This is a genomic window from Kitasatospora sp. NPDC096128 (assembly GCF_040303105.1).
In the GTDB taxonomy this organism is placed as follows: domain Bacteria; phylum Actinomycetota; class Actinomycetes; order Streptomycetales; family Streptomycetaceae; genus Kitasatospora.
This window is the reverse complement of record NZ_JBEOSP010000006.1, coordinates 264,706-285,608: the sequence shown is the minus strand read 5'-3', so window position 1 is coordinate 285,608 and position 20,903 is coordinate 264,706. Positions and strand designations below refer to the sequence as shown.

19 protein-coding genes and 2 tRNA genes are annotated in these 20,903 nt (G+C 73.6%); 14 read left to right on the top strand and 7 right to left on the bottom strand.

Annotation, left to right across the window (positions count from 1 at the left end; genetic code table 11):
* Positions 1–22 precede the first annotated feature (22 nt).
* The 3 genes from ABTY61_RS10095 (at position 23) to ABTY61_RS10085 (ending at position 2,658) form a co-directional block, all read left to right on the top strand.
* Positions 23–96: transfer RNA gene (locus tag ABTY61_RS10095), tRNA-Met, on the top strand.
* A 148-nt stretch (positions 97–244) separates the two neighbouring features.
* Positions 245–318 (top strand) — tRNA-Met (locus ABTY61_RS10090).
* Positions 319–684: 366 nt separating this feature from the next.
* Complete coding sequence (locus ABTY61_RS10085; RefSeq protein WP_350504479.1) at positions 685–2,658, top strand: tetratricopeptide repeat protein; 1,974 nt, start codon at positions 685–687, stop codon at positions 2,656–2,658.
* Between the two features lie 19 nt (positions 2,659–2,677).
* Here ABTY61_RS10085 and ABTY61_RS10080 read toward each other — a convergent pair whose 3' ends face one another.
* Positions 2,678–3,127, bottom strand: a complete 450-nt coding sequence (locus ABTY61_RS10080; protein WP_350504478.1) for a Fur family transcriptional regulator — start codon at positions 3,125–3,127, stop codon at positions 2,678–2,680.
* Positions 3,128–3,232: 105 nt separating this feature from the next.
* On the opposite strand from ABTY61_RS10080, the gene ABTY61_RS10075 reads away from it, so the two are divergent.
* Entirely contained in the window at positions 3,233–4,708 is a 1,476-nt protein-coding gene (locus ABTY61_RS10075) for a catalase (protein ID WP_350504477.1), read from the top strand.
* A 121-nt stretch (positions 4,709–4,829) separates the two neighbouring features.
* Here the strand turns inward: ABTY61_RS10075 and hisN are convergent, their stop codons facing one another.
* From hisN to ABTY61_RS10050, 5 genes are all read right to left on the bottom strand, one after another.
* Entirely contained in the window at positions 4,830–5,627 is a 798-nt protein-coding gene (hisN, locus tag ABTY61_RS10070; RefSeq protein WP_350504476.1) for a histidinol-phosphatase, read from the bottom strand.
* Positions 5,628–5,671: 44 nt separating this feature from the next.
* Complete coding sequence (locus ABTY61_RS10065) at positions 5,672–5,995, bottom strand: DMT family transporter (protein ID WP_350504475.1); 324 nt, start codon at positions 5,993–5,995, stop codon at positions 5,672–5,674.
* A 128-nt stretch (positions 5,996–6,123) separates the two neighbouring features.
* Positions 6,124–7,179 carry a ribosome small subunit-dependent GTPase A gene (gene rsgA / locus ABTY61_RS10060; protein ID WP_350504474.1) on the bottom strand — a complete coding sequence of 352 codons (1,056 nt, stop codon included), beginning with the start codon at positions 7,177–7,179 and terminating at the stop codon, positions 6,124–6,126.
* 15 nt (positions 7,180–7,194) lie between these two features.
* A complete protein-coding gene (aroA, locus tag ABTY61_RS10055) occupies positions 7,195–8,526 on the bottom strand; it encodes a 3-phosphoshikimate 1-carboxyvinyltransferase (RefSeq protein ID WP_350504473.1) in 1,332 nt (443 codons plus the stop codon).
* A 77-nt stretch (positions 8,527–8,603) separates the two neighbouring features.
* Positions 8,604–9,329, bottom strand: coding sequence for a M50 family metallopeptidase (locus ABTY61_RS10050; protein ID WP_350504472.1), 726 nt, complete (start codon positions 9,327–9,329; stop codon positions 8,604–8,606).
* Positions 9,330–9,468: 139 nt separating this feature from the next.
* Between ABTY61_RS10050 and ABTY61_RS10045 the strand changes: the two genes are divergently transcribed.
* From ABTY61_RS10045 to def, 8 genes are all read left to right on the top strand, one after another.
* Complete coding sequence (locus ABTY61_RS10045) at positions 9,469–10,221, top strand: SOS response-associated peptidase (protein ID WP_350504471.1); 753 nt, start codon at positions 9,469–9,471, stop codon at positions 10,219–10,221.
* Between the two features lie 73 nt (positions 10,222–10,294).
* Complete coding sequence (locus tag ABTY61_RS10040; protein WP_350504470.1) at positions 10,295–10,933, top strand: alpha/beta hydrolase family protein; 639 nt, start codon at positions 10,295–10,297, stop codon at positions 10,931–10,933.
* Positions 10,934–11,258: 325 nt separating this feature from the next.
* Positions 11,259–12,002 (top strand): sigma-70 family RNA polymerase sigma factor, encoded by a 744-nt coding sequence (locus ABTY61_RS10035; protein ID WP_374199896.1) that lies wholly within the window; start codon positions 11,259–11,261, stop codon positions 12,000–12,002.
* Positions 11,999–12,418 (top strand): mycothiol system anti-sigma-R factor, encoded by a 420-nt coding sequence (rsrA, locus tag ABTY61_RS10030; RefSeq protein WP_350504469.1) that lies wholly within the window; start codon positions 11,999–12,001, stop codon positions 12,416–12,418. Before ABTY61_RS10035 ends, rsrA begins: the two co-directional genes overlap by 4 nt.
* 251 nt (positions 12,419–12,669) lie before the next feature.
* Positions 12,670–14,181 carry an HD-GYP domain-containing protein gene (locus ABTY61_RS10025; RefSeq protein ID WP_350504468.1) on the top strand — a complete coding sequence of 504 codons (1,512 nt, stop codon included), beginning with the start codon at positions 12,670–12,672 and terminating at the stop codon, positions 14,179–14,181.
* Positions 14,182–14,207: 26 nt separating this feature from the next.
* Complete coding sequence (locus ABTY61_RS10020) at positions 14,208–15,584, top strand: HD-GYP domain-containing protein (RefSeq protein WP_350504467.1); 1,377 nt, start codon at positions 14,208–14,210, stop codon at positions 15,582–15,584.
* 346 nt (positions 15,585–15,930) lie between these two features.
* Complete coding sequence (locus tag ABTY61_RS10015; RefSeq protein ID WP_350504466.1) at positions 15,931–16,917, top strand: tetratricopeptide repeat protein; 987 nt, start codon at positions 15,931–15,933, stop codon at positions 16,915–16,917.
* 52 nt (positions 16,918–16,969) lie between these two features.
* On the top strand, positions 16,970–17,608 hold the full coding sequence (gene def, locus ABTY61_RS10010; protein ID WP_350504465.1) for a peptide deformylase: 639 nt from the start codon (positions 16,970–16,972) through the stop codon (positions 17,606–17,608).
* Positions 17,609–17,676: 68 nt separating this feature from the next.
* Here the strand turns inward: def and ABTY61_RS10005 are convergent, their stop codons facing one another.
* The gene (locus tag ABTY61_RS10005) at positions 17,677–18,720 is read right to left on the bottom strand and encodes a ferritin-like domain-containing protein (protein WP_350504464.1); all 1,044 of its coding nucleotides are present in this window, start codon (positions 18,718–18,720) and stop codon (positions 17,677–17,679) included.
* Between the two features lie 301 nt (positions 18,721–19,021).
* Between ABTY61_RS10005 and ABTY61_RS10000 the strand changes: the two genes are divergently transcribed.
* Positions 19,022–19,399 (top strand): peptidoglycan-binding domain-containing protein, encoded by a 378-nt coding sequence (locus ABTY61_RS10000; protein WP_350504463.1) that lies wholly within the window; start codon positions 19,022–19,024, stop codon positions 19,397–19,399.
* Between the two features lie 233 nt (positions 19,400–19,632).
* The gene (locus tag ABTY61_RS09995) at positions 19,633–20,670 is read left to right on the top strand and encodes a hypothetical protein (protein WP_350504462.1); all 1,038 of its coding nucleotides are present in this window, start codon (positions 19,633–19,635) and stop codon (positions 20,668–20,670) included.
* Positions 20,671–20,903 lie beyond the last annotated feature (233 nt).

Sequence of the window (20,903 nt, the reverse complement as noted above, 5' to 3'; positions counted from 1 at the left end):
CGTGCTACTGTTCAGTCACCGACGCGGGGTGGAGCAGCTCGGTAGCTCGCTGGGCTCATAACCCAGAGGTCGCAGGTTCAAATCCTGTCCCCGCTACTCAGTAGCAGGAAGCCCGGAGGATCTTTCCTCCGGGCTTCTGTCGTTCCCGGGCTGTGGCTGTGGCTGTGGCTGTGGCTGCGGCCGGGGTGCGGCCTCGGCCGTGGTCGGGGCCCGCCGGATCCGTGCTAAGGTTTGATCACAACGACGCGGGGTGGAGCAGCTCGGTAGCTCGCTGGGCTCATAACCCAGAGGTCGCAGGTTCAAATCCTGTCCCCGCTACTCAGTGTCAGAGGCCCGGAGGATCATTCCTCCGGGCCTCTGCCGTTCCCGGATGTTTCCGTCCGGAAGCGGCGGGAACCGCTCCGGTACTATCGACCGTCGCCAACGGGGACGGCACCGGGGTTTGTGGGGCGGAAGTGTCGGGAAATCGACAAAGCGCCGAAGCAATCTCGTCGGCTTCGGGTCCGCCCCACCCGAATTCGGCCGGGGCAGGTGTACGCGGGTAGCGGGTGATGCGACGATGGGACACATGGGGGACGGTGCACGGCCGCTGACGGGCCGTCCGGTCCGGCACCTCTCCTGGGAGTCCCCCCGGCCGTCGGCCGGGGCACGATGCCGCGACACTCTGGGGGAGCGGGAGTCGGCATGAGGCTGATCGGCAAGTCAGGCACAAAGTCGGGCGCGGCCGTCGAGGCGGACACCGACGCCTGGGCGGAGAGCGCCGAGAGCCCCGAGAGCCGCCCCGGGGCCCTGCCCGCCCAGCGCACCAGCGGACTGTCCGAGCGCCCCGCGGTCGGCGGCTCCGGGCCCGACAGCCTCGTCCACGTGTCCGCCCGCCAGTTCTCCGCCGCTGTCGGCCCGTACCGGGCGAGTGGTGAGGAGCCGTCGGCCGGGGCCGCACTGGACCCGGCGGGGCTGGACCCGACCAGCTTCGAGACCGCGCTGGCCGCCCGGGAGTCCGCGGCCCTGGAGGCCCGGCACCGGCAGGCCGCCGACGGCGGCGACCCGGAGGCCGCCGGCCGGCTCGGCACCCTGCTGCTGCGCCGCGGCGACCTGGAGGACGCCGAGCCCTACCTGCGCGCCGCCGCGGCCGCCGGCCTGCGGGCCGCCGCCAACAACCTGGGCGTCCTGCTGCACCAGCAGGGCCACCGCGCCGAGGCCGGCCAGTGGTGGCGCCAGGCGGCGGTGGCGGGCAGCGCCCCCGCCGCGCACGCGCTCGGGCTGCAGCTGCGCGACCAGGGCGAGGAGGAGGCCGCCGAGTACTGGCTGCACTTCGCCGCCGACCACGGCCACCCGCTGGGCGCCTACGCCCTCGGCGACCTGATGGAGCACCGGCGCGATGTGCGGGCCGAGCGCTGGTTCAAGGTCTCCGCCGACGCCGGGCACCGCGAGGCCGCCTACCGGCTGGCCCGGATGCGCGAGGCCGCCGGGGACAAGGAGACCGCCGAGGCCTGGTACCGCACCGCCGCCGCCCGCAGCCACGCCCGCGCCGCGCTGCGCCTGGGCGTGCTGCTGGAGGAGCGCGCCCGTACCGACCAGTCGCTGCTGGACGAGGCCGCCCGTTGGTACCGGCAGTCCGCGCAGAACGGCGAGCCGCGGGCCGCCTGCGCGCTGGGCTTCCTGCTGCGCGACGCCGGGGACGTCGGGGCCGCCGCCGAATGGTGGCAGGAGGCCGCCGAGGCCGGCGACGGCAACGCCGCCAACGCGCTCGGCGCCCTGCACGCGAGCCGCGGCGAGGCCAAGGCCGCCGAGCACTGGTACCGCACCGCGCTCGACGCGGGCGACCAGAACGGCGCCTTCAACCTCGGCCTGCTCTGCGCCGGCACCGGCCGCGACCAGCAGGCCGAGCAGTGGTACCGCCGGGCCGCGTACGCCGGGCACCGGGAGGCCTGCAACGCGCTGGCCGTGGTGCTGCTGCAGCGCGGCGACGAGTCCGGCGCCGAGCCCTGGTTCTCCAAGGCGGCGGAGGCCGGCAGTGTCGACGGCGCCTTCAACCTGGGCGTGCTGCACGCCGGGCGCGGCGAGGCGCGGCAGGCCCAGGAGTGGTACGCGCGGGCCGCGGCCGAGGGCCACGGCGAGGCGGCGCTGCAGCTGGCGGTCGCCCAGGAGCAGCGCGGCAACCTGTCCGGCGCGCTGGAGCGCTACCGGCAGGCGGCGGCCGGGGGGTCGGCGGAGGGCGCGTTCCGGCTGGCGTCGGTGCTGGACCGGCGGGGGGACGCGGACGCCGAGGCCGAGCACTGGTACGCGCTGGCGGCCGACGCGGGGCACCGCCGGGCCCAGGTGCGGATGGGGGTGCGGGCGGCCGAGCGCGGGGCGCTGGAGATCGCCGAGAGCTGGTACCGGCGGGCCGCCGAGGCGGGCAGCCGCAGCGCCGCGTTCAACCTGGGGCTGTTACTGGCCCGGCAGGACAGCGAGGCGGAGGCGATGCTCTGGTACACCCGGGCCGCCGATGCCGGGCACGGGCGGGCGGCGCTGCGGCTGGCGCTGCTGGCGCTGCGCCGGGGCGAGCCGGTGCAGGCCGAGAACTGGTGCCGGCGGGCGATCGACTACGGGCCGGCCGAGGTCGCGGAGCGGGCCGGGCGGCTGCTGGGCGCGCTGCACGCCGAGCTGAGCGCGTAGCGGGCCAGGGGCCCGCGCCTCAGGTGCGTCGGCCGTCCCGGCCGTCCCGGTGGCCTCGGTCGCGGCAGTCGGGGCACAGGCCGCGGTAGGTGACCTCGGCGGTGGTGACGGCGAAGCCGAAGCGTTCGGCCGCGGGCAGCGCGGCGAGCGGGTCGCCGTGCGGGTGGACGTCGCGGATCGCGCCGCAGCCGGAGCAGACCAGGTGCTGGTGGGCGCGGTGGGCGTTGGGGTCGTAGCGCTTGGCGCGGCCGTCGGTGGCGACCTCCAGCACCTCGCCGAGGGTGACGAGTTCGCCGAGCGTGTTGTAGACGGTGGCGCGGCTGATCTCGGGCAGGCGGGCGGCGGCCCGGGCGTGCACCTCGTCCGCGGTGAGGTGGACGTGCTCGCCGTCGAGGACCTCGGCCACCACCCGGCGCTGTGAGGTCAGCCGCCAGCCGCGTCCGCGCAGTCTCTCCAGCAGGTCACTCATGGAACCAGAATAAGTCACGCTCCGAGATTAGGGGGAGTATTGACTTGGATGAAGTCCAAGTTAGGATCGTGTCATCACGACCGGATCCCTCGGAGGCAACCCGTTATGACCACGCAGGACGAGCTGCGCCCGACGCTCACCACCGAGGCGGGCGCCCCCGTCGCGGACAACCAGAACACCGAGACCGCGGGCGTCGGCGGCCCGGCCCTGATCCAGGACCAGCTGCTGTTCGAGAAGCTCGCGCACTTCAACCGCGAGCGGATCCCGGAGCGCGTGGTGCACGCCCGCGGCGCGGGCGCGTACGGCACCTTCACGGTGACCGCCGACGTGACGCCCTTCACCCGGGCGGCGTTCCTGTCCGAGGTCGGCAAGCAGACCGAGGTGTTCCTGCGGTTCTCCACCGTGGCCGGCAACCTCGGCGCGGCCGACGCGGTGCGCGACCCCCGCGGCTTCGCGCTGAAGTTCTACACCGAGGAGGGCAACTACGACCTCGTCGGCAACAACACCCCGGTGTTCTTCATCAAGGACGCCATCAAGTTCCCCGACTTCATCCACACCCAGAAGCGGGACCCGTACACCGGCTCCCAGGAGGCCGACAACGTCTGGGACTTCTGGGGCCTGTCGCCCGAGGCCACCCACCAGGTGACCTGGCTGTTCGGCGACCGCGGCATCCCGGCCAGCTACCGGCACCTGAACGGCTACGGCTCGCACACCTTCCAGTGGCAGAACGAGGCCGGCGAGCACTTCTGGGTCAAGTACCACTTCAAGACCGACCAGGGGATCCGCAACCTCACCCAGGCCGAGGCCAACCTCCTCGCCGGCGAGGACCCGGACAGCCACCAGCGCGACCTGCGCGAGTCGATCGAGCGCGGCGAGTTCCCCAGCTGGACGGTGCAGGTACAGATCATGCCGGCGGCCGACGCGGCCGGTTACCGCTTCAACCCCTTCGACCTGACCAAGGTCTGGCCGCACGCCGACTACCCGCCGATCGAGATCGGCCGGCTGGAGCTCAACCGCAACCCCGACAACGTCTTCGCCGAGGTCGAGCAGTCGGTGTTCTCCCCGGCGCACTTCGTGCCCGGCATCGGCCCGTCCCCGGACAAGATGCTCCAGGGCCGCCTGTTCGCCTACGCGGACGCCCACCGCTACCGGGTCGGCATCAACGCCGACCACCTGCCGGTGAACCGCCCGCACGCCACCGAGGCCCGCACCAACGGCCGGGACGGCCACCTGTACGACGGCCGCCACGGCCGGCAGAAGAACTACGAGCCGAACAGCTTCGGCGGCCCGGTGCAGACCGGCCGTCCGCTCTGGGCGGCGACCGCGGTCGACGGCTCCACCGGCACCCACGCGGCGCCCTCGCACGCCGAGGACGACGACTTCGTGCAGGCGGGTGACCTCTACCGGCTGTTCTCGGAGGACGAGAAGCAGCGGCTGATCGCCAACCTGGCCGGCTTCATCGCCAAGGTCTCGGCCGACCGCGAGGACATCGTGGAGCGGGCGATCGACAACTTCCGCAAGGCCGACGCCGATTACGGGCAGCGGCTGGACGCGGCGGTCCGGGAGCTGCGCAAGCGGTAGGACGGGCCGGAACGAGCGGCGGGCCCTGTGACCAGCTCCCACTGGTCACAGGGCCCGCAACCATGTCCGGCCTTCGGCTCCGGCGAAGGAGCGCCCCGGAGGCGGGCGGGCGCGTAACAGCTCAGACGGAGAGCCGCCGCAGGGTCTCCCCGTGCAGCAGGCCGTTGGTGGCCACCGCGTCGGCGCCGCCCGGGCCGGGGACGCCGTCCAGGCCGGTGAAGCTGCCGCCGGCCTCCTCGACGACGATGCAGGGCGCGGCCATGTCCCACAGCGACAGCTCGGGCTCGGCGGCGATGTCCACGGCGCCCTCGGCGACCATCATGTAGGACCAGAAGTCGCCGTAGGCGCGGGTGCGCCAGCAGGCCCGGGTGAGGTCCAGGAACGGGTCGAGCCGGCCGCGGTCCTCCCAGCCGGTGAGGGAGGAGTAGGAGAAGGAGGCGTCCTCGATCCGGGACACCCCGGAGACGTGGATCCGGGAGGCCTTGGCCAGGCTGCGGCCCGCGTAGGCGCCCAGGCCCTTCGCGGCCCACCAGCGGCGCTGCAGCGCCGGGGCGGAGACGATGCCGACCACCGGGCGCTCGACGCCGTCCGGGCCGTCCTCCAGCAGGGCGATCAGGGTGGCCCAGACCGGGACGCCGCGGATGTAGTTCTTGGTGCCGTCGATCGGGTCGATCACCCAGCGGCGCGGGCCGGAGCCCTGCAGGCCGAACTCCTCGCCGAGCACGGCGTCGCGCGGACGGGCGCGCTGGAGCACGCTGCGCACGAGCTCCTCGGCGGCCTTGTCGGCGTCGCTGACCGGGGTGAGGTCCGGCTTGGTCTCGATCTTCAGGTCGAGGGCGCGGAATCGGTCCAGGGTGACCGAGTCGGCCGAGTCGGCGAGGACGTGGGCGAGTCGGAGGTCGTCGTGGTAGTCGGCCATGCCCGAAACCCTAGCTCAGCGGGGCGGGCGGGAGGGGTGGGCGCTCAGTGGGCGGAACCGCTGAGCTGGAGGCCGATCACGCCGGCGATGACCAGGGAGATGGAGACCAGTTTGAGCACCGAGGTGGTCTCGTCCAGGAAGGCCATGCCGTAGATGGCGGTGCCGGCCGCGCCGATGCCGGTCCACACGGCGTAGGCGGGGCCGACCGGCAGGCTCTTGAGCGAGAGGGTGAGCAGTCCGAAGCTGCCGAGGGCGAACACGCAGAAGGTGACGGTGGGCCAGAGCTTGGTGAACCCCTCGCTGAGCTTGAGGTTGATCGCGAAGCCGGTCTCCAGCAGGCCGGCCAGGATCACCAGGGCCCATGCCATCGCGTGCCCTCCCTGTCGATCGACGGACGGGCCGTGCCCGGCCCGACTTTCCTATGATCGCCAGGGAGGGGTGGTCCGACACCTCGAACGCGCCACCAGCCTCGGGGGAGGGCGGAGCCCCGCGGGGCTCAGTCGCCCTCGCGGGCCTCCTTGCTGGACAGCAGGCGGCGCAGCGAGTACAGCCGCGCGGCCTCGGCGTGGCCGTCGGCGACCCAGGCGTCCAGGGCGCAGTCCGGCTCGTCGTGGCTGCAGGCGCGCGGGCAGTCGACGGTGCCGGGCTCCAGGTCGGGGAAGGCCAGGATGACCCGGGACGGGTCGATGTGGGAGAGGCCGAAGGAGCGGAAGCCGGGCGTGTCGATCACCCAGCCCGGGTCGAGCGCCTTCCTGGAGCCGGGCTTGACGCCGGGCGGCGGGGGCAGCCGCAGCGCGAGGGCGGAGACCGTGGTGTGCCGGCCGCGGCCGGTGACGGCGTTGACGTGGCCGGTCTGCCGCCGGCGGTCCGGGACGAGGGCGTTGACCAGGGTGGTCTTGCCCACGCCGGAGTGGCCGATGAACACCGTGGAGAGTCCGCGCAGGTGCTCGCGCACGGCCTCGGCGCCGGCGGTCTCCAGTTCGTCCCGGCGGGTGACGACGTAGTCGATGCCGAGCGGGGCGTAGGACTCCAGCAGCGGTTCGGCCGGGGCCAGGTCGGCCTTGGTGAGCACCAGCAGCGGCTCCATGCCCGCGTCGTAGGCGGCGACCAGGCAGCGGTCGATCAGCCGGGGGCGGGGCTCCGGGTCGGCCAGCGCGGTGACGATGGCGAGCTGGTCGGCGTTGGCGACGACGATCCGCTCGTACGGGTCGTCGTCGTCCGCGGTGCGGCGCAGCACGGAGCTGCGCTCCTCGACCCGGACGATCCGGGCGAGGGTGTCGTTGTCGCCCGAGAGGTCGCCGACCAGGTTGACCACGTCGCCGACGACGACGCCCTTGCGGCCCAGCTCGCGGGCCTTCATGGCGACGACCTCACGCTCCTGCTTGGTCCCCGAGTCGACCAGGCAGGTGATCCGGCCGCGGTCGACCGTCAGGACCATCGCCTCGTCGGCGTCCTCGTGCTTGGGCCGGATCCGGGTCCGCGGCCGGGAGCCCCGGCGGGCCGGGCGGTTACGGATGTCGTCCTCGTCGGCGTCCTTGCCGTAGCGGCGCATGGTTCAAGTCTCCGCTCAGGCGTCCGCCGCCGCTCCGCCGAGCAGCTCCGCCCACATCTTCGGGAAGTCGGGCAGGGTCTTGGCGGTGGTGCCCACGTTCTCCACCTCGACGCCGGGCACGGCCAGGCCGAGCACCGCGGCGGCGGTGGCCAGGCGGTGGTCCTCGTAGGTGTGGAAGACGCCGCCGTGCAGCGGGCGGGGGCGGATCCGCAGGCCGTCCTCGGTCTCGCTGACGTCGCCGCCGAGGTCGTTGATCTCCTTGGCGAGGGCGGCGAGCCGGTCGGTCTCGTGCAGGCGCAGGTGGGCGATGCCGTACAGGTGGGACTCGGAGTCGGCGAGGGCGGCGACGGCGGCGATCACCGGGGTGAGCTCGCCGACGTCGTGCAGGTCGGCCTCGATGCCGTGGATCCGGCCGGTGCCGGTGAACTGGAGGCCCTCGTCGGTGTACTCGCAGGCGCTGCCCATCCGGGTGTAGAGGTCGCGCAGCTGGTCGCCGGGCTGGGTGGTGTGCTTGGGCCAGTCGCGCACGGTGACCCGGCCGCCGGTGACCAGGGCGGCGGCGAAGAACGGGGCCGCGTTGGACAGGTCGGGCTCGACGACGAGGTCGCGGCCGAGCAGGGCGCCGGGGGTGACCCGCCAGACGTCCTTCTCGCCGCCGTCCTCGGGGGCGTCGACCTGGACGCCGGCCAGGCGCAGCATCTCGACGGTCATCCGGATGTGCGGCAGCGACGGGACGGGGCCGCCGACGTGCCGGACCTCCACGCCGTGGTTGTAGCGGGCGCCGGAGAGCAGCAGGGCGGAGACGAACTGGGACGAGGAGGAGGCGTCCAGCTCGACCGGGCCGCCGTCGAGGCCGCCGGTGCCGTGGACGGTCAGCGGGAAGCTGCCGCGGCCGCCGTCCTCGATCCGGGCGCCGAGCGCGCGCAGGGCGTTGATCACGCCGTGCTGGGGGCGCTCGTGGCTGCGCGGGTCGCCGTCGAAGTGGACCGGGCCGTCGGCGAGGGCGGCGAGCGGGGGCAGGAAGCGCATGACAGTGCCGGCGTTGCCGACGTCGACGTTGGCGGGGCCGCGCAGCACGGGGGCGGGGATGACCCGCCAGGCCTCGCCGCCGCCGGTGCCGCCGGAGTCGTTGTTGACCTTCTCCTCGATGGTGACCCCGAGGGCGCGCAGGCCGTCGGCCATCAGCTGGGAGTCGCGGCTGCGCAGCGGGCGGCGCACCCAGCCCGGTCCGTCGGCGAGTGCCGCCAGCACCAGGGCCCGGTTGGTGACCGACTTGGAGCCGGGGATGGTGACGGTGGCGTCGACGGGGGCGGCGGCGACGGGGGCGGGCCACAGGGTCTCGGTCATGGGGGCCAGTCTAGGGGCCGTACCGGAACGGCCCCTGATGCGGCCGGATGGCGGGATCCGGTGCTTCGCCCGGTGCTCTAGTGGAGGGGTCGGAGCAGCCAGTCGGCGCCCAGGGCGAGGCAGGCGAGGGCGATCAGCAGGAAGACGGTGACCCAGGCCAGGGCCGGGACGTGGGTGAGCCGGGCGAGCTGGTCGGCGTCGGAGTCGCGGGCCCAGCCGATGCGGCGCTGGTGCTGGAGCTCCAGGACCGGGCGGACCGCCCCGAACAGCAGGAACCAGCAGCCGAGGTAGGCGAAGCCGGCCTGGACCTGGGCGCTGCCGAACCAGGAGACCAGGAAGAAGGCGCCGCCGGCGACCAGCACGGTGAACAGGCCGAAGGCGTTGCGGATGCGGATGAGCAGGGCCAGCAGCAGGGCGATGGCCAGCCAGAGCAGCAGGGTGATCCGGTCGGCGGCGAGCAGGGCGGCGCAGCCGAGGCCGAGCAGGGCGGGGGCGGTGTAGCCGGCGGCGGCGGTGAGGACCATGCCGGGGCCGGTGGGGCGGCCGTAGGAGAGGGTGAGGCCGGAGGTGTCGGAGTGCAGCCGGATGCCGGCGAGCTTGCGGCCGGTGGCGAGCGCGGCGAGGCCGTGGCCGCCCTCGTGGGCGATGGTGACGGCGTTGCGGGCGACGTGCCAGAGCGGGCGGGCGAGGACGACGAGCAGGGCGGCGCAGCCGGTCGCGAGGACGAGCCAGCCGGGCGGGGCGGCCTGGGTGCCGGTGACCCGGTCCCACAGTTCACCGAGGTTCTGGTTGTTCGGGTTCATCGGCGGGTCTGCGCCTCCGTTCGCTGCGTTGGGCCGTTCGGGGCAGCCTCCCATGCGGGGACGGGTGGAGGGGAGCGGGTGGTTCTGGTCCGTGGATGAGGAAGTCGTGAGCGGGGGCGGCGTGGCTAGCATGGCCCGCATGTGCGGTCGCTTCGCAGCCAGCAGCAAGCCGGAGGACGTCGTCGAGCTGTTCGACGTGGAGTTCTGGGATCCGGAGGAGTCCCCTGGGCCGAACTGGAACGTGGCGCCGACCAACAGCGCCTTCGTGGTGCTGGAGCGGTTGGCCAAGGGGGCGGAGCGGCCGGTGCGGCAGTTGCGGGCGCTGCGCTGGGGGCTGGTGCCGCAGTGGTCGAACTCCGCCGAGACGGCGGTGAAGATGATCAACGCCCGGTCGGACACGGTGCACGAGAAGCCCGCCTACCGGCAGGCTTTCGCCGCGCGCCGCTGCATCCTGCCGGTGGACGGCTACTACGAGTGGCAGACGGTGCCGGGGGAGCGGGGCAAGGCGCGCAAGAAGCCGTTCTTCGTGTCCCGCGCGGACGGTGCTCCGCTGGCGCTGGCGGGGCTGTACGAGTTCTGGCGCAACCGGGCGGTGCCGCCGGGGCACCCGGAGGCCTGGCTGGTGACCTTCACGATCGTGACCACGGACGCCGAGGAGTCGCTGGCGCCGATCCACGAGCGGATGCCGCTGTTCCTGGACGCGCGGGACTGGGCGCAGTGGCTGGACCCGGGGCTGACCGAGCCGGAGGAGGTGCGCCGGCTGCTGATACCCCCGCCGCCGGGGGCGCTGCTGGCCACGCCGGTGTCGCCGGCGGTCGGCAACATCCGCAACAACGGCCCGGAGCTCAAGGAGCCGTGGGCCGAGGTCGAGTACGAGACCACACTGTTCTGAACTGCTCCGACTGCGCGGACTGTTCGGACCGTTCTTGAGATTTTTGGGTTCTGGGACTTTGGGAGCTGCCGGGATGACCACCTCCGAACTCGTCGCCACCGGGGCCGGGGACGCCCGGATCACCTATCACCGGGCGGCCGCGCCGAGGGCGCTGCTGGCGCTGGGCCACGGCGCGGGCGGCGGGATCGGGGCGCGGGACCTGGTGGCGTTGGCCGAGCGGCTGCCGGCCCGGGGGGTCACGGTGGCGCTGGTCGAGCAGCCGTGGCGGGTGGCGGGGAAGAAGCTGGGCCCGGCGCCGAAGACCCTGGACGCGGGCTGGCGGCCGGTCGCGGAGCGGCTGGCCGGGGCCGGGCTGCCGCTGGTGGTCGGCGGGCGCAGCGCCGGGGCGCGGGTGGCGTGCCGTACGGGGGCGGAGAGCGGCGCGGTGGGGGTGGTGGCGCTGGCGTTCCCGCTGCACCCGCCGGGCAAGCCGGAGAAGAGCCGGGCGGAGGAGCTGCTGGGGTCGGGGCTGCCGACGCTGGTGGTGCAGAGCGCGGCGGACCCGTTCGGCGGGCCGGGGGAGTTCCCGGAGCTGCCGCCGGGGCACGAGCTGGTGGCGGTGCCGTACGGGAGCCACGGGTTCGAGGTGCCGAAGCGGGCGCCGGTGGGGCAGGACGAGGTGCTGGAGCTGATCTGTTCGGCGGTGGGGGACTGGGTGCTGGGGCTGCTGTGATGCCGGGGGCGCCCGGCGGCCGTCGGCGGTGGCGCGGGCCGTGAGCAGGGCGTTTACGGTCGCTCACTCGTGCGAGTGAACGGTGGCTGCGGGCGGGAATGCGGGCGGGGCCGGTGTGGTTGTCGTGTCCGTCAGCATGAGTCACCGGTGAGAGGCAGGGCAGATGGGTTCGATCGCGTGCCCCGAACGGCCGGAGGAGCGCGAGGCCGCCGCGGCGTTCGCTCCCTCCTGGTCGGACTGGATCGACGCGGGCGAGAAGCCCGTCAGCCCGATATCCTCCATTTCTGGGCGGCCCGCCGTGGGTCGTTCCCGTCATGCCGAGGAGGTGGGTCCGGTCGTCGGGACCGAGCACGAGGCCGAGCCGGGCCGTGGCCCGGACGAGGCCCTGCCTGCGGGCGAGGCGCTCACCGGTGAGGAGCTGGCCGAGGCGATCGGTGAGGACACCTTCCGGGTGTCGGCGGAGGAGTCCGAGGAGGCCCGGCGGGAGCGCTTCGAGCGCGACGCCCTGGGCTACCTCGATCCGATGTACTCGGCGGCGCTGCGCATGACGCGCAACCCCGCGGACGCGGAGGACCTGCTCCAAGAGGCGTTCGCCAAGGCGTACGCGTCCTTCCACCAGTTCCGTGAGGGTACGAACCTCAAGGCCTGGCTGTACCGCATCCTCACCAACACGTTCATCAACTCGTACCGCAAGAAGCAGCGGGAGCCCCAGCGCACCGCGGCGGAGGAGATCGAGGACTGGCAGCTGGCCAGGGCCGAGTCGCACATGTCGACCGGTCTGCGCTCGGCCGAGACCCAGGCGCTCGACCACCTCCCCGACAGCGATGTGAAGGACGCGCTCCAGGCGATCCCGGAGGAATTCCGGATCGCCGTCTATCTCGCGGACGTAGAAGGCTTTGCGTACAAGGAGATCGCGGACATCATGGGTACTCCCATCGGTACGGTGATGTCCCGGCTGCACCGCGGCCGCCGTCAGCTGCGCGGCATGCTGGAGGACTACGCCCGTGAGCGCGGGCTGGTTCCGGCCGGCAGCGGGGCAGGGCAGGAAGCGAAGGGCTCGGGCTCATGAGCTGCGGCGATCCGCACGAAACCGAGTGTGGCGAGGTCCTCGACCACCTCTATGAATTCCTCGACAACGAGATGGCCGAGGGCGACTGCGCCAAGCTGCGCGTGCACTTCGAGGAGTGCTCGCCCTGCTTGAAGCAGTACGGGCTGGAGCAGGCGATCAAGGCGCTGATCAAGCGGTCCTGCGGCTGCGACGACACCCCGACGGACCTGCGCAGCAAGGTCCTGGCCAGGATCGACTCGATCCGGGCCGGGCAGCGTTCGGGGGAGCCGGTGGTGGTCGCCGTGGAGACCTCGGTCGAGGTGCACGTCGAGTCCGCCCGCCCGGCGCCCAGGCCGGCGCAGGCGCATGAGGGCGCGGGCGAGGAGCCCGGCGTGCGCCCCGGTGCGCCGGTCGAGGCCGGTGCGCCGGCCGAGTAGTCCGGCGAGCGGTCCGTACGGCCCGCCGGCGAGGGCGGGGCGGAACGGTTCGGGCAGGGAGTTCAGCGGTCCCGGGAGCATGCGCTCCCGGGACCGCTCCCGTTCTGCTCGCGTGCGCCGTCACTCGTTCGAGTGAGTTGGCGGTGCGCCAACTGCGCCATTGCGCGATCATGCGTCCCCGTGCCCGGACAGCGGCCTATCCTCCTGACGGACGCTCACCGCCGGTCACCCCGGCGGGCTGAGGCAACACGGTGCCCGGAGGCGGGGAGGTCGAGATCGCTACCGACAGTGGAGGCGCGACCCTGCCGCAGGGGGCTGCGCGCTACCTGGCGGCCGTCCCGGTGGCGGCCCTGTGCTGCCTGCTGCCGCTGCTGCCGGAGGCCGTCACCCCCGGGGTGCCGCGCTGGCTCGGCCACCCGACGGACTGGCCCAAGGTCGGGCTGCTCGGCTTCCTGCACGGCTGCTGGGAGTCGCTCGCCCAGGGCCTGCCCACCCCCTGCTCGCTCCTCCTGCGCCGGCTGCTGCGCCGCCCCGCGCCCGCCGGACGGGTGCCCGCCCGCCCCGGGGTGAACGCCTTCTTCCCAGTGCTGTTCGCCGGGGTGCTGATGCTCCCGCCGGCCGCTGCCGCCCTGGTCGCCGCCCCCGCCGCGCTGCTCGGCGGCCCCACCGGCCCCGGCTGCCGCCGCCGTCAGCTGTTCAACGGCTCCCAGCTCGCCCTGTGCGCCTTCGCCTCCTCGGTCGCCTTCCGCCTGCTGCACGGCCCGCAGCTGCTGCTCGGCTCCCGCTTCCCGGCCGCGCTGCTGCCCGGCTTCGCCGCCGTCGGCGCGTTCTGCCTGGTCAACGGGCTGGTGGTGGGCGTCATGGTGCTGCTCAGCGAGGGCCGGCCGGCCGCCGAGGTGCTGCGCGGCGCCTGCTCGGTGTGCGGGCTGCCGGTACTGGTGCACGCGGCCGGCGGGCTGATGGTCGCGGTGCTCTGGCAGGGCCCGTACGGGGCGTTCGCCGCCCTGCTGGCCCTGCTGCCGCTGTCCATCTCGGCCTGGGTGTTCGCCCAGGGCCAGCGCGAGCGGGACGCCCACCAGGCCACCGTGCAGTCCCTGGTGCAGGCGGTGGAGATCAAGGACGCGTACACCCGCGGGCACAGCGAACGAGTCGGCCGGGCCTCGGTGCTGATCGCCGGTCAGCTCGGCATGGAGCCCGAGCGGCTGCGCACCCTGCGCTTCGCCGGGATCCTGCACGACGTCGGCAAGCTCGGCGTGGCCACCGAGCTGCTGCGCAGAAACGGTCCCCTCAGCGAGGACGAGCGCCGCGCGGTGGAGGTCCACCCGGTGTACGGGTACGAGCTGGTGCGCGGCATCGACTTCCTCGGCGAGGCGCACTCCGGGATCCTGCACCACCACGAGCGGATGGACGGTCGCGGCTACCCGAGCGGGCTGGCGGGCGGGCGGATCCCGGAGTTCGCCCGGATCATCTCGGTCGCCGACGCCTTCGACTCGATGACCTCCACCCGCTCCTACCGGCGCGGACGCCCCGTCGCCGAGGCGGTGGCCGAACTGGAGCGCTGCTCCGGCAGCCAGTTCGACCCGGTGATGGTGCGGGCGCTGATCGACGCGCTGGCCGTGCACGGCTGGCAGCCGGTGGTGCACTCCGAGGACTGCGTGCGGGCCGTCCCGGACATCCCGCTCGGGGTGCCCGAGCCGGTGCGGGCCGCGCCCGGGCGGGTGCCCGCCCGGGGCGGCACCCGCCCCGCGGCCGGGCAGCCGTGACCGGGCCCGGCCCGGACCCCGGGGCCGTGGCCGCCGGCCAGGGCGCCGGCCAGGCTGCTGGTCAGGGCGTCGGTCAGGGCGCCGGCGGCCGCGTTCGGGCGGCGCGCGGGCCCACCGCGAGCGCCGTGCACACGGCGGCCGCCGCGCTGCTGGTGCTCGCGCTCGGCGCGGTCGCGGTGCGCGGGATCGCCGAACCGCGGGTCGCGCTGGCGTTCACCGCGCTGATCGCCCTCGGCGAATGCGTTCGGATCACCCTCCCGGGGGACCGCGAACAGGCGCCCATCGGCGCGGCCGGCGCGTTGGCGTACGCCCTGCTCGGGCCGCTGCGCGGGGTGCCGACCGCGCACGGCACGCTCCAGGTCGTCGCGGTGACCGGGACCGGCCTGCTGCTGGGCTGGCTGCCCGGGCTCGCGCTGCCGCGCCGCCCGGGGCGGCCGCACCGGCGCCCGCCCTGGGCCGACCCGGCGCGCCGGGACAGCGCCGCCCGCCGGCTGCTCGCGGTCGGCTTCGCCGCCGCCGTCTTCCAGCCGCTCTACAACGGCGGCCTGGTCGACCGCTTCTCGCCCGAGGGCCCGGCCTACGGGGCCTTCCTGACCGCCGTCGCCGCGCTGGCCACGCTCTGCGACGCCACCCTGGCGGCGCTGCTGCGCGCCTCCGCGACCGGGCTGCGGTTCCCGGCCGCGCTGGAGGACGAGCTGCGCTCGCTGTTCGGGATCGGCTCGGCGATCGTCGCCACCGGGATGCTGGTCAGCCTCGCGGCCGGTGAGGTCGGGCTGTGGGCGCTGCCGCTGTTCTGCACCCCGCTGCTGCTCGCCCAGGTGTCCTTCCGGCGGGCCGCCGCGGTGCGGGCCACCACCGGGCAGACCATCGCCAGCCTCGCCCGGGCCACCGAGGTCGCCGGCTACACCCCGCACGGGCACGCGCGCCGGGTCGCGGACACGGCGTGCGCGCTCGGCCGCGAGCTGGGGCTGGGCACCCGCGAGCTCGCTCTGCTGGAGTACGCGGCGCTGATGCACGACGTCGGGCAGCTGTCCCTGGTCGAACCGGTGCCGGACGGCGCCACCGCGCTGCTGTCCTGCGCCGAGCAGCAGCGGATCGCCCGGCTGGGGAGCGAGGTGATCAGCCGCACCGGGGTGCCCCGGCAGGTCGCCGAGCAGGTCGCCCGACTGGCCGACCCCTGCCCCGGGCCGGCGGGCGGCGACGGCCCGGTGCCCCTGGCCGCCCGGATCATCCGGGTCGCCAACGCCCACGACGACCTGCTCACCGCGGCCCGGGGCCGGGGCCTGGGCGAGGCGGTGGGGCGGCTGGAGGCCCTGGAGGTGCTGCGGCTGGGGCGCGGGAGGGTCTACGACGCCCGGGTGGTGGACGCGCTCGCCCGGGTCGGCGGGCAGGGCCGGGGCTGAGGCGCGGGCGCCCACGGGGTGGCGGGCACGGCGGTCCGGGTCGAGCCGTGGTGAACCGGTGCGGTGCCGGGCTGAGCTGGGGTGAAACGGGGCCGGGAACCGTACCGGTCCGGTCGGGGCGCGGTCGAGCGGGGCCCGTCCGGGGTTGAGGAGGTGCGCTCCGACGGGCAGGCTGGGGAGGGGCGGTCCCCAACCTCGGCGGTGGGGAGCGCGGGCGGGGGCGGGCGTGGTTGGATGCGGTCGTAGCGTGGAACACCGACCCGGAACACCGGGACCCGGGCCCCGTCGAGGACGGGTCGGGCCCGGCGGTACGGGACTTGAGCGGACGACGACGGCAGGGACGAACGTGAGGATCTTCCACCGGGCACGGCACCGGCCGTCCGCCACCTGGCGGCAGACGACCGACCGGGCCTTCACGCTGATCGGCGACGGCCGCTACGAGGACGCCGGCGCCCTGCTGGTGATGGCCGCCGATCTGGAGCCCTGGCTGTCCGACTCCTGGTTCAACCTCGCCCTGCTGCACAAGTTCCGCCGCGACTGGGAGCAGGCCCGTTCGGCCGGTCTGCGCGCCGTGGCCCTGCTCGACCGCGAACACGGCGCCCCCGACTGGTGGAACCTCGGCATCACCGCCACCGCGCTGCAGGACTGGCCGCTGGCCCGCCGCGCCTGGCAGGCGTACGGGCTGAAGCTGCCCGGCGGCCCGGGCGGGGACGGCCCGGTCAGCCTGGACCTCGGCACCACCCCGGTGCGGCTGTCCCCCGAGGGCGAGTCCGAGGTGGTCTGGGGCCGGCGCCTCGACCCCGCCCGGATCGAAGTGCTGTCCATCCCGCTGCCCTCCTCCGGCCGCCGCTGGGGCGAGGTGGTGCTGCACGACGGCGCCCCGCACGGCGAACGGGTCACCGACGGCGTCGCGTACCCCGTCTTCGACGAGATCGAGCTGTGGGCGCCCTCCCCGGTGCCGACCTACGTGGTGCTGCTGCAGGCCGCCACCGCAGGCGACCGGGACGCGCTGGAGCGGCTGGTCGCCGACGCCGGCTACGCCGCCGAGGACTGGACCTCCTCGGTGCGGCTGCTGTGCCGCGCCTGCTCGGAGAGCCGGATGGCCTCCGACGACGGCATCGTCGCCCACCACGACCCCCACGACGACGGCGACGCCGCCCACCCCGGGCACCTCAGCCACCTCAGCCAGGGCGGCGCGGCCGGGATGTCCTGGCTGGTCGAGCGCGAGTGCGGACTCGCCGCCCCGGCGGACCTGGTCCGCACCCTGCTGGACCGCTGGGTCGCGGCCGCCCCCGCGACCAGGGCCTACCGGGATCTCGAAGAGGTCTGCTGAGCCCGCTGAGTACCCTGGTGAGGTACGCGTAGACCTATGGGAGCGGAAGACAATGGCGGAGCAGCACGACCACCAGCACGAGCACGACGTGGAGGGAGCGGCGGCCGAGGCCCCCGCGAAGGTGATCGGTGAGGAGCCTGACCTCACCAAGGGCACCGCGCGTCCGATCACCGTGGTCGGCAACCCCGTCCTGCACCGCGAGGTCAAGGACGTCACCGCGTTCGACGCCGAACTGTCCGCGCTGATCGACGACATGTTCCAGTCGATGTACGCCGCCGAGGGGGTCGGCCTGGCCGCCAACCAGATCGGCGTCGACCTCAAGGTCTTCGTCTACGACTGCCCGGACGACGAGGGTGTGCGCCACATCGGCCACGTGATCAACCCGAAGCTGGAGGAGTACCCGGCCGACCGGCGCCGCGTGCTCGACGACAGCAACGAGGGCTGCCTGTCCGTCCCGACCGCCTACGCCGAGCTGGCACGCCCCGACTACGCGGCCGTGACCGGCGTCGACAAGGACGGCACGGCGATCCGCGTCGAGGGCACCGGCTTCTTCGCGCGCTGCCTGCTGCACGAGACCGACCACCTGTACGGCACCCTCTACATCGACAAGCTGTCGAAGCGGGACCGCAAGGACGCCCTGAAGCAGATGGCCGAGGGCACCGCGAAGTACGCGACCGTGCCGAACGAGTAACGGCTGGACGGTAGTTGGTCGGCGAAGGCCGGTGCGGTCCGTCCGCACCGGCCTTCGCCGCCCTGCGGCTACACCAGGAGCCACTCCGGGCCGTAGGTGGAGCGGGGGTCGGCGGGCAGCTTGACGCCGACGATCTGCTGGGCCGTGCCGCGCAGTCGGCCCATCAGGCCGATCGCGGTGCCGATCTGGGACGGGTCGTCGCCCCAGGCGTGTTCGAGGGCGTGCAGCATGTCGCTGTAGTGCTGGTTGAAGGCGTCCAGCAGCGCGGCGGTGGGCTGGTCGGGCGAGTCGGGGTCGCCCTGGCGGGGCCAGCCGCCCCTGGGCACCCGGGCGACCGGGGAGGTGTCCGGCAGCGGGACGTCGGCGCCGGTGAACTCCCACATCTTGGTCGTGGGGTTCTGGACGAGCTTCCTGCCGACGGCGATCTCCTTGAAGGCGTAGTAGTGGGCGAGTTCGCCCGGGGCGCTGGGGAACGGGTCCTGCGGGGAGGCGGTGGTGCCCTCGCCCTGGGTCTGGATGACGTGGATCGCCTTGAGCACGTCGTCGATGGTGTTCATCGCGACGATGTCGCGGTTGGTGCCGAGCGAGAACTCCACCTGCCGCCGGCCGGTGAGCAGATGGGCGTACTTGGGGAAGACATCGGCGATGCGCTGGTAGAAGGCGCCGATCGTGTTGCCGTCGGCGGCGAAGGCGAGCGGGTTCTCCGGCTTCTCGATGGCGGCGAAGAGCCCGGCCGACTCGCGGGTCAGCCCGCTGAGGTAGACGACCAGGCCGGGATTGACGCCGCCGGGCAGCTCGCCCGGGTACTTGGGGACGGTGAGCGGGTTGGTCAGGACGACGGTGCCGCCGATGCTGGTGAGCATGTTGCAGACCAGGCCGAAGTGGAACATCTCGTCGAAGATGATGTCGTGGAGGGAGCCCCGGACCGGCTGGCCGTCGTTCTGGGCGGTGATCGACCACAGGGCGGTCGCGTACGGCGGGATGGTCGACACCTCCAGCATGATCGCCCGCTGGAGGGCGTCCTTGAGCTCCTGCTCGGTCCAGTCCTCCTCCGCCATGCTCATGAGCTGGGCGATCGCGTCGCTCTCGTAGTCGAGGATTCCGGTCCTCACGAGGGGACCCCTTTCGTTCGGCTGTGCGCGTTCGGCTGTGCGCCGGACCGTAGCGGGGGTCGGGTCGTACGCATGCGGATGGTGCCGGTGTGGCTCGGGAGTTCAGTCGGACGGGCGGCGCGCGGTGCGCGGCGGTCGCCGGCGCGGGGTGGCGTCGAGGGCCGGGGTGATGGCGGAGCGGCTGACGGACGTTCGGTTCGCGCTCTGACGGGCGCTCCGGACAAATGCTGGTGACCCGTCAGTAGGAAACTCGTATAGTCCAAATTTCGATGATCAGTTGAACGACGGACTAGGGGTTTCCTTGAGCAGCACCTCCATGAAGCGGCGCGGCGCGTTCCTGTTCGCGACCGCCGCCCTGGTCACCGTCGGCCTCATGGGCGGGACCGCCCAGGCGGTGCCCAACTCGGGCTCCCTCTGGGTCGGCTACGGCAAGAGCAACGCGTACAACAGCGTGAAGTGCGTCCAGAAGATCTCCAACGACCTGCACTACCAGACCGGTTACCACACGATCGACGTGGACGGCTCGTTCGGCCCCGACACCTACGGGGCGATCGTGGCCATCCAGACGTGGGCGGGCCTGGACAAGGACGGCGTCGTCGGCCCGAGGACCGGCGACGTCATGATCGAGGCCACCAAGGACTACTACGGCTGCTACCCCTACCTGCCCACTCTCAAGTGAGACCCGGCGCCCAGCACCGGTAGGCGGCAAACCCGAAGGGCCCGGCCAGCAGGCCGGGCCCTTCGGGGTCTGCCCTCACCGGGCCGGTGCTCCGCACAGGTTGTCGCTGGGGGTGCTTAGGGTGCCAGGAAGATCATCGGCGGGTCGAGCCGGGATCGGGCGGAGCGGTTCTGTGTGGGGGGGCGACGGTGAGTTGGTGGAACAGGAAGCCGGGGGAGGAGTGGGCGCGGTGGGTGCTCGATCCGCTGGTGGGGGTGGGGCCGCTGCGGTTCGGGATGCGGCCCCGGGAAGTCGAGGCGGCTCTGGAGGGGACGGCGGCCGGCTCCTCGTGGAGCGCGGACGAGCAGGCGCCGTGGCGCCACTACAGGGATCTGGGTGTGACCGCGTTCTACGGGCCGGGGCCGTCCCTGGTCGCGGTGGCGGTAGACGGGCTGCGAGGCCCGTCGGTGGGGCTGCGCGACGTCGAGCTGATCGCTCGGGTCCCGTCGGAGCTGCGGGCGGACCTCCTCGAACTCGCCCGCGTGGAAGGGGCGCCGGTCCGGGTGAACCGGGGCGGTGAACCGGAGGTGGCCGCTTGGGGGGTGTCGATGGGTGCGACGCACGAATGGAAGGTGGCAGTTGCGGGGCACATCGAGCGGACGAGCCGAGCGATCACCAGTGCCCTGCTGGTCGGGCCCGAGCTTGCCGAGGATCCGTCCGGGGCCGAGCCGGTCGTCCGCTGGAGGGGCGTCCGCGAATGGGAAGCGGAGTCCGGTGAGCGGCCGGTGACTCCGGGCCGGGAGCGTCCCCGCTGGGGATGCGTGCCACTGGAGAGTGTCGGCCCGCTGCGGTTCGGGATGACTCCGTCGCAGGTGGCGGCGGCGCTGAGCGGTGCGGAACCGGCTGTGCGGCGAGGGTCCTTCCCGGAGAGCTGGTCTCGGCTCCCGCCCGAGGCGGGGCAGTGGTTCCTGTCCGAGGACGTCTTCGACGGGCTCGGGGTGACGGCTCACTACGGGTACTGGTCGAATGCTCCGGTGCTGGGGGCCGTGACGGTACACGCGTTCGCCGGGCCGCAGGTGGAGTGGGAGGGCGTCCGGCTGATCGGCAGGCCGGTGTCCGAGGTCGAAGCGGAGCTCTGCCAGTACATCGAGGGCCAGGGTATGGGTCTGCGCATCCTGCCCACCGGAGACCAGGGGCCGGACGGGGAGAACTGGTACGTCCGGGCCGTCAGGGCCGGGGACACCATGCTCAGTGAGGTCCAGTTCTGCGCGGAGGAGTGGTGGGAGGAGTAGACGGGCGCCCTGCGTAGGAAGTCGGCCCGGCCGACTTCCTACGCAGGGATTCGTGCTGGTGGCTCTACTGCTGAGGTATCGGCTCCAGGACGAAGCCGCGGCGCGGCACGCCGCCGCCTCCCGCTAGGCCGGAGACATGGAAGCCCTGCGGGCGACGGTCTCGGCTGTTCTGTCCGAGGCGATTCAGCACGCTCTACATCGAGGAGCCAGGCGAGGTCTTCAAGTACTCCAGC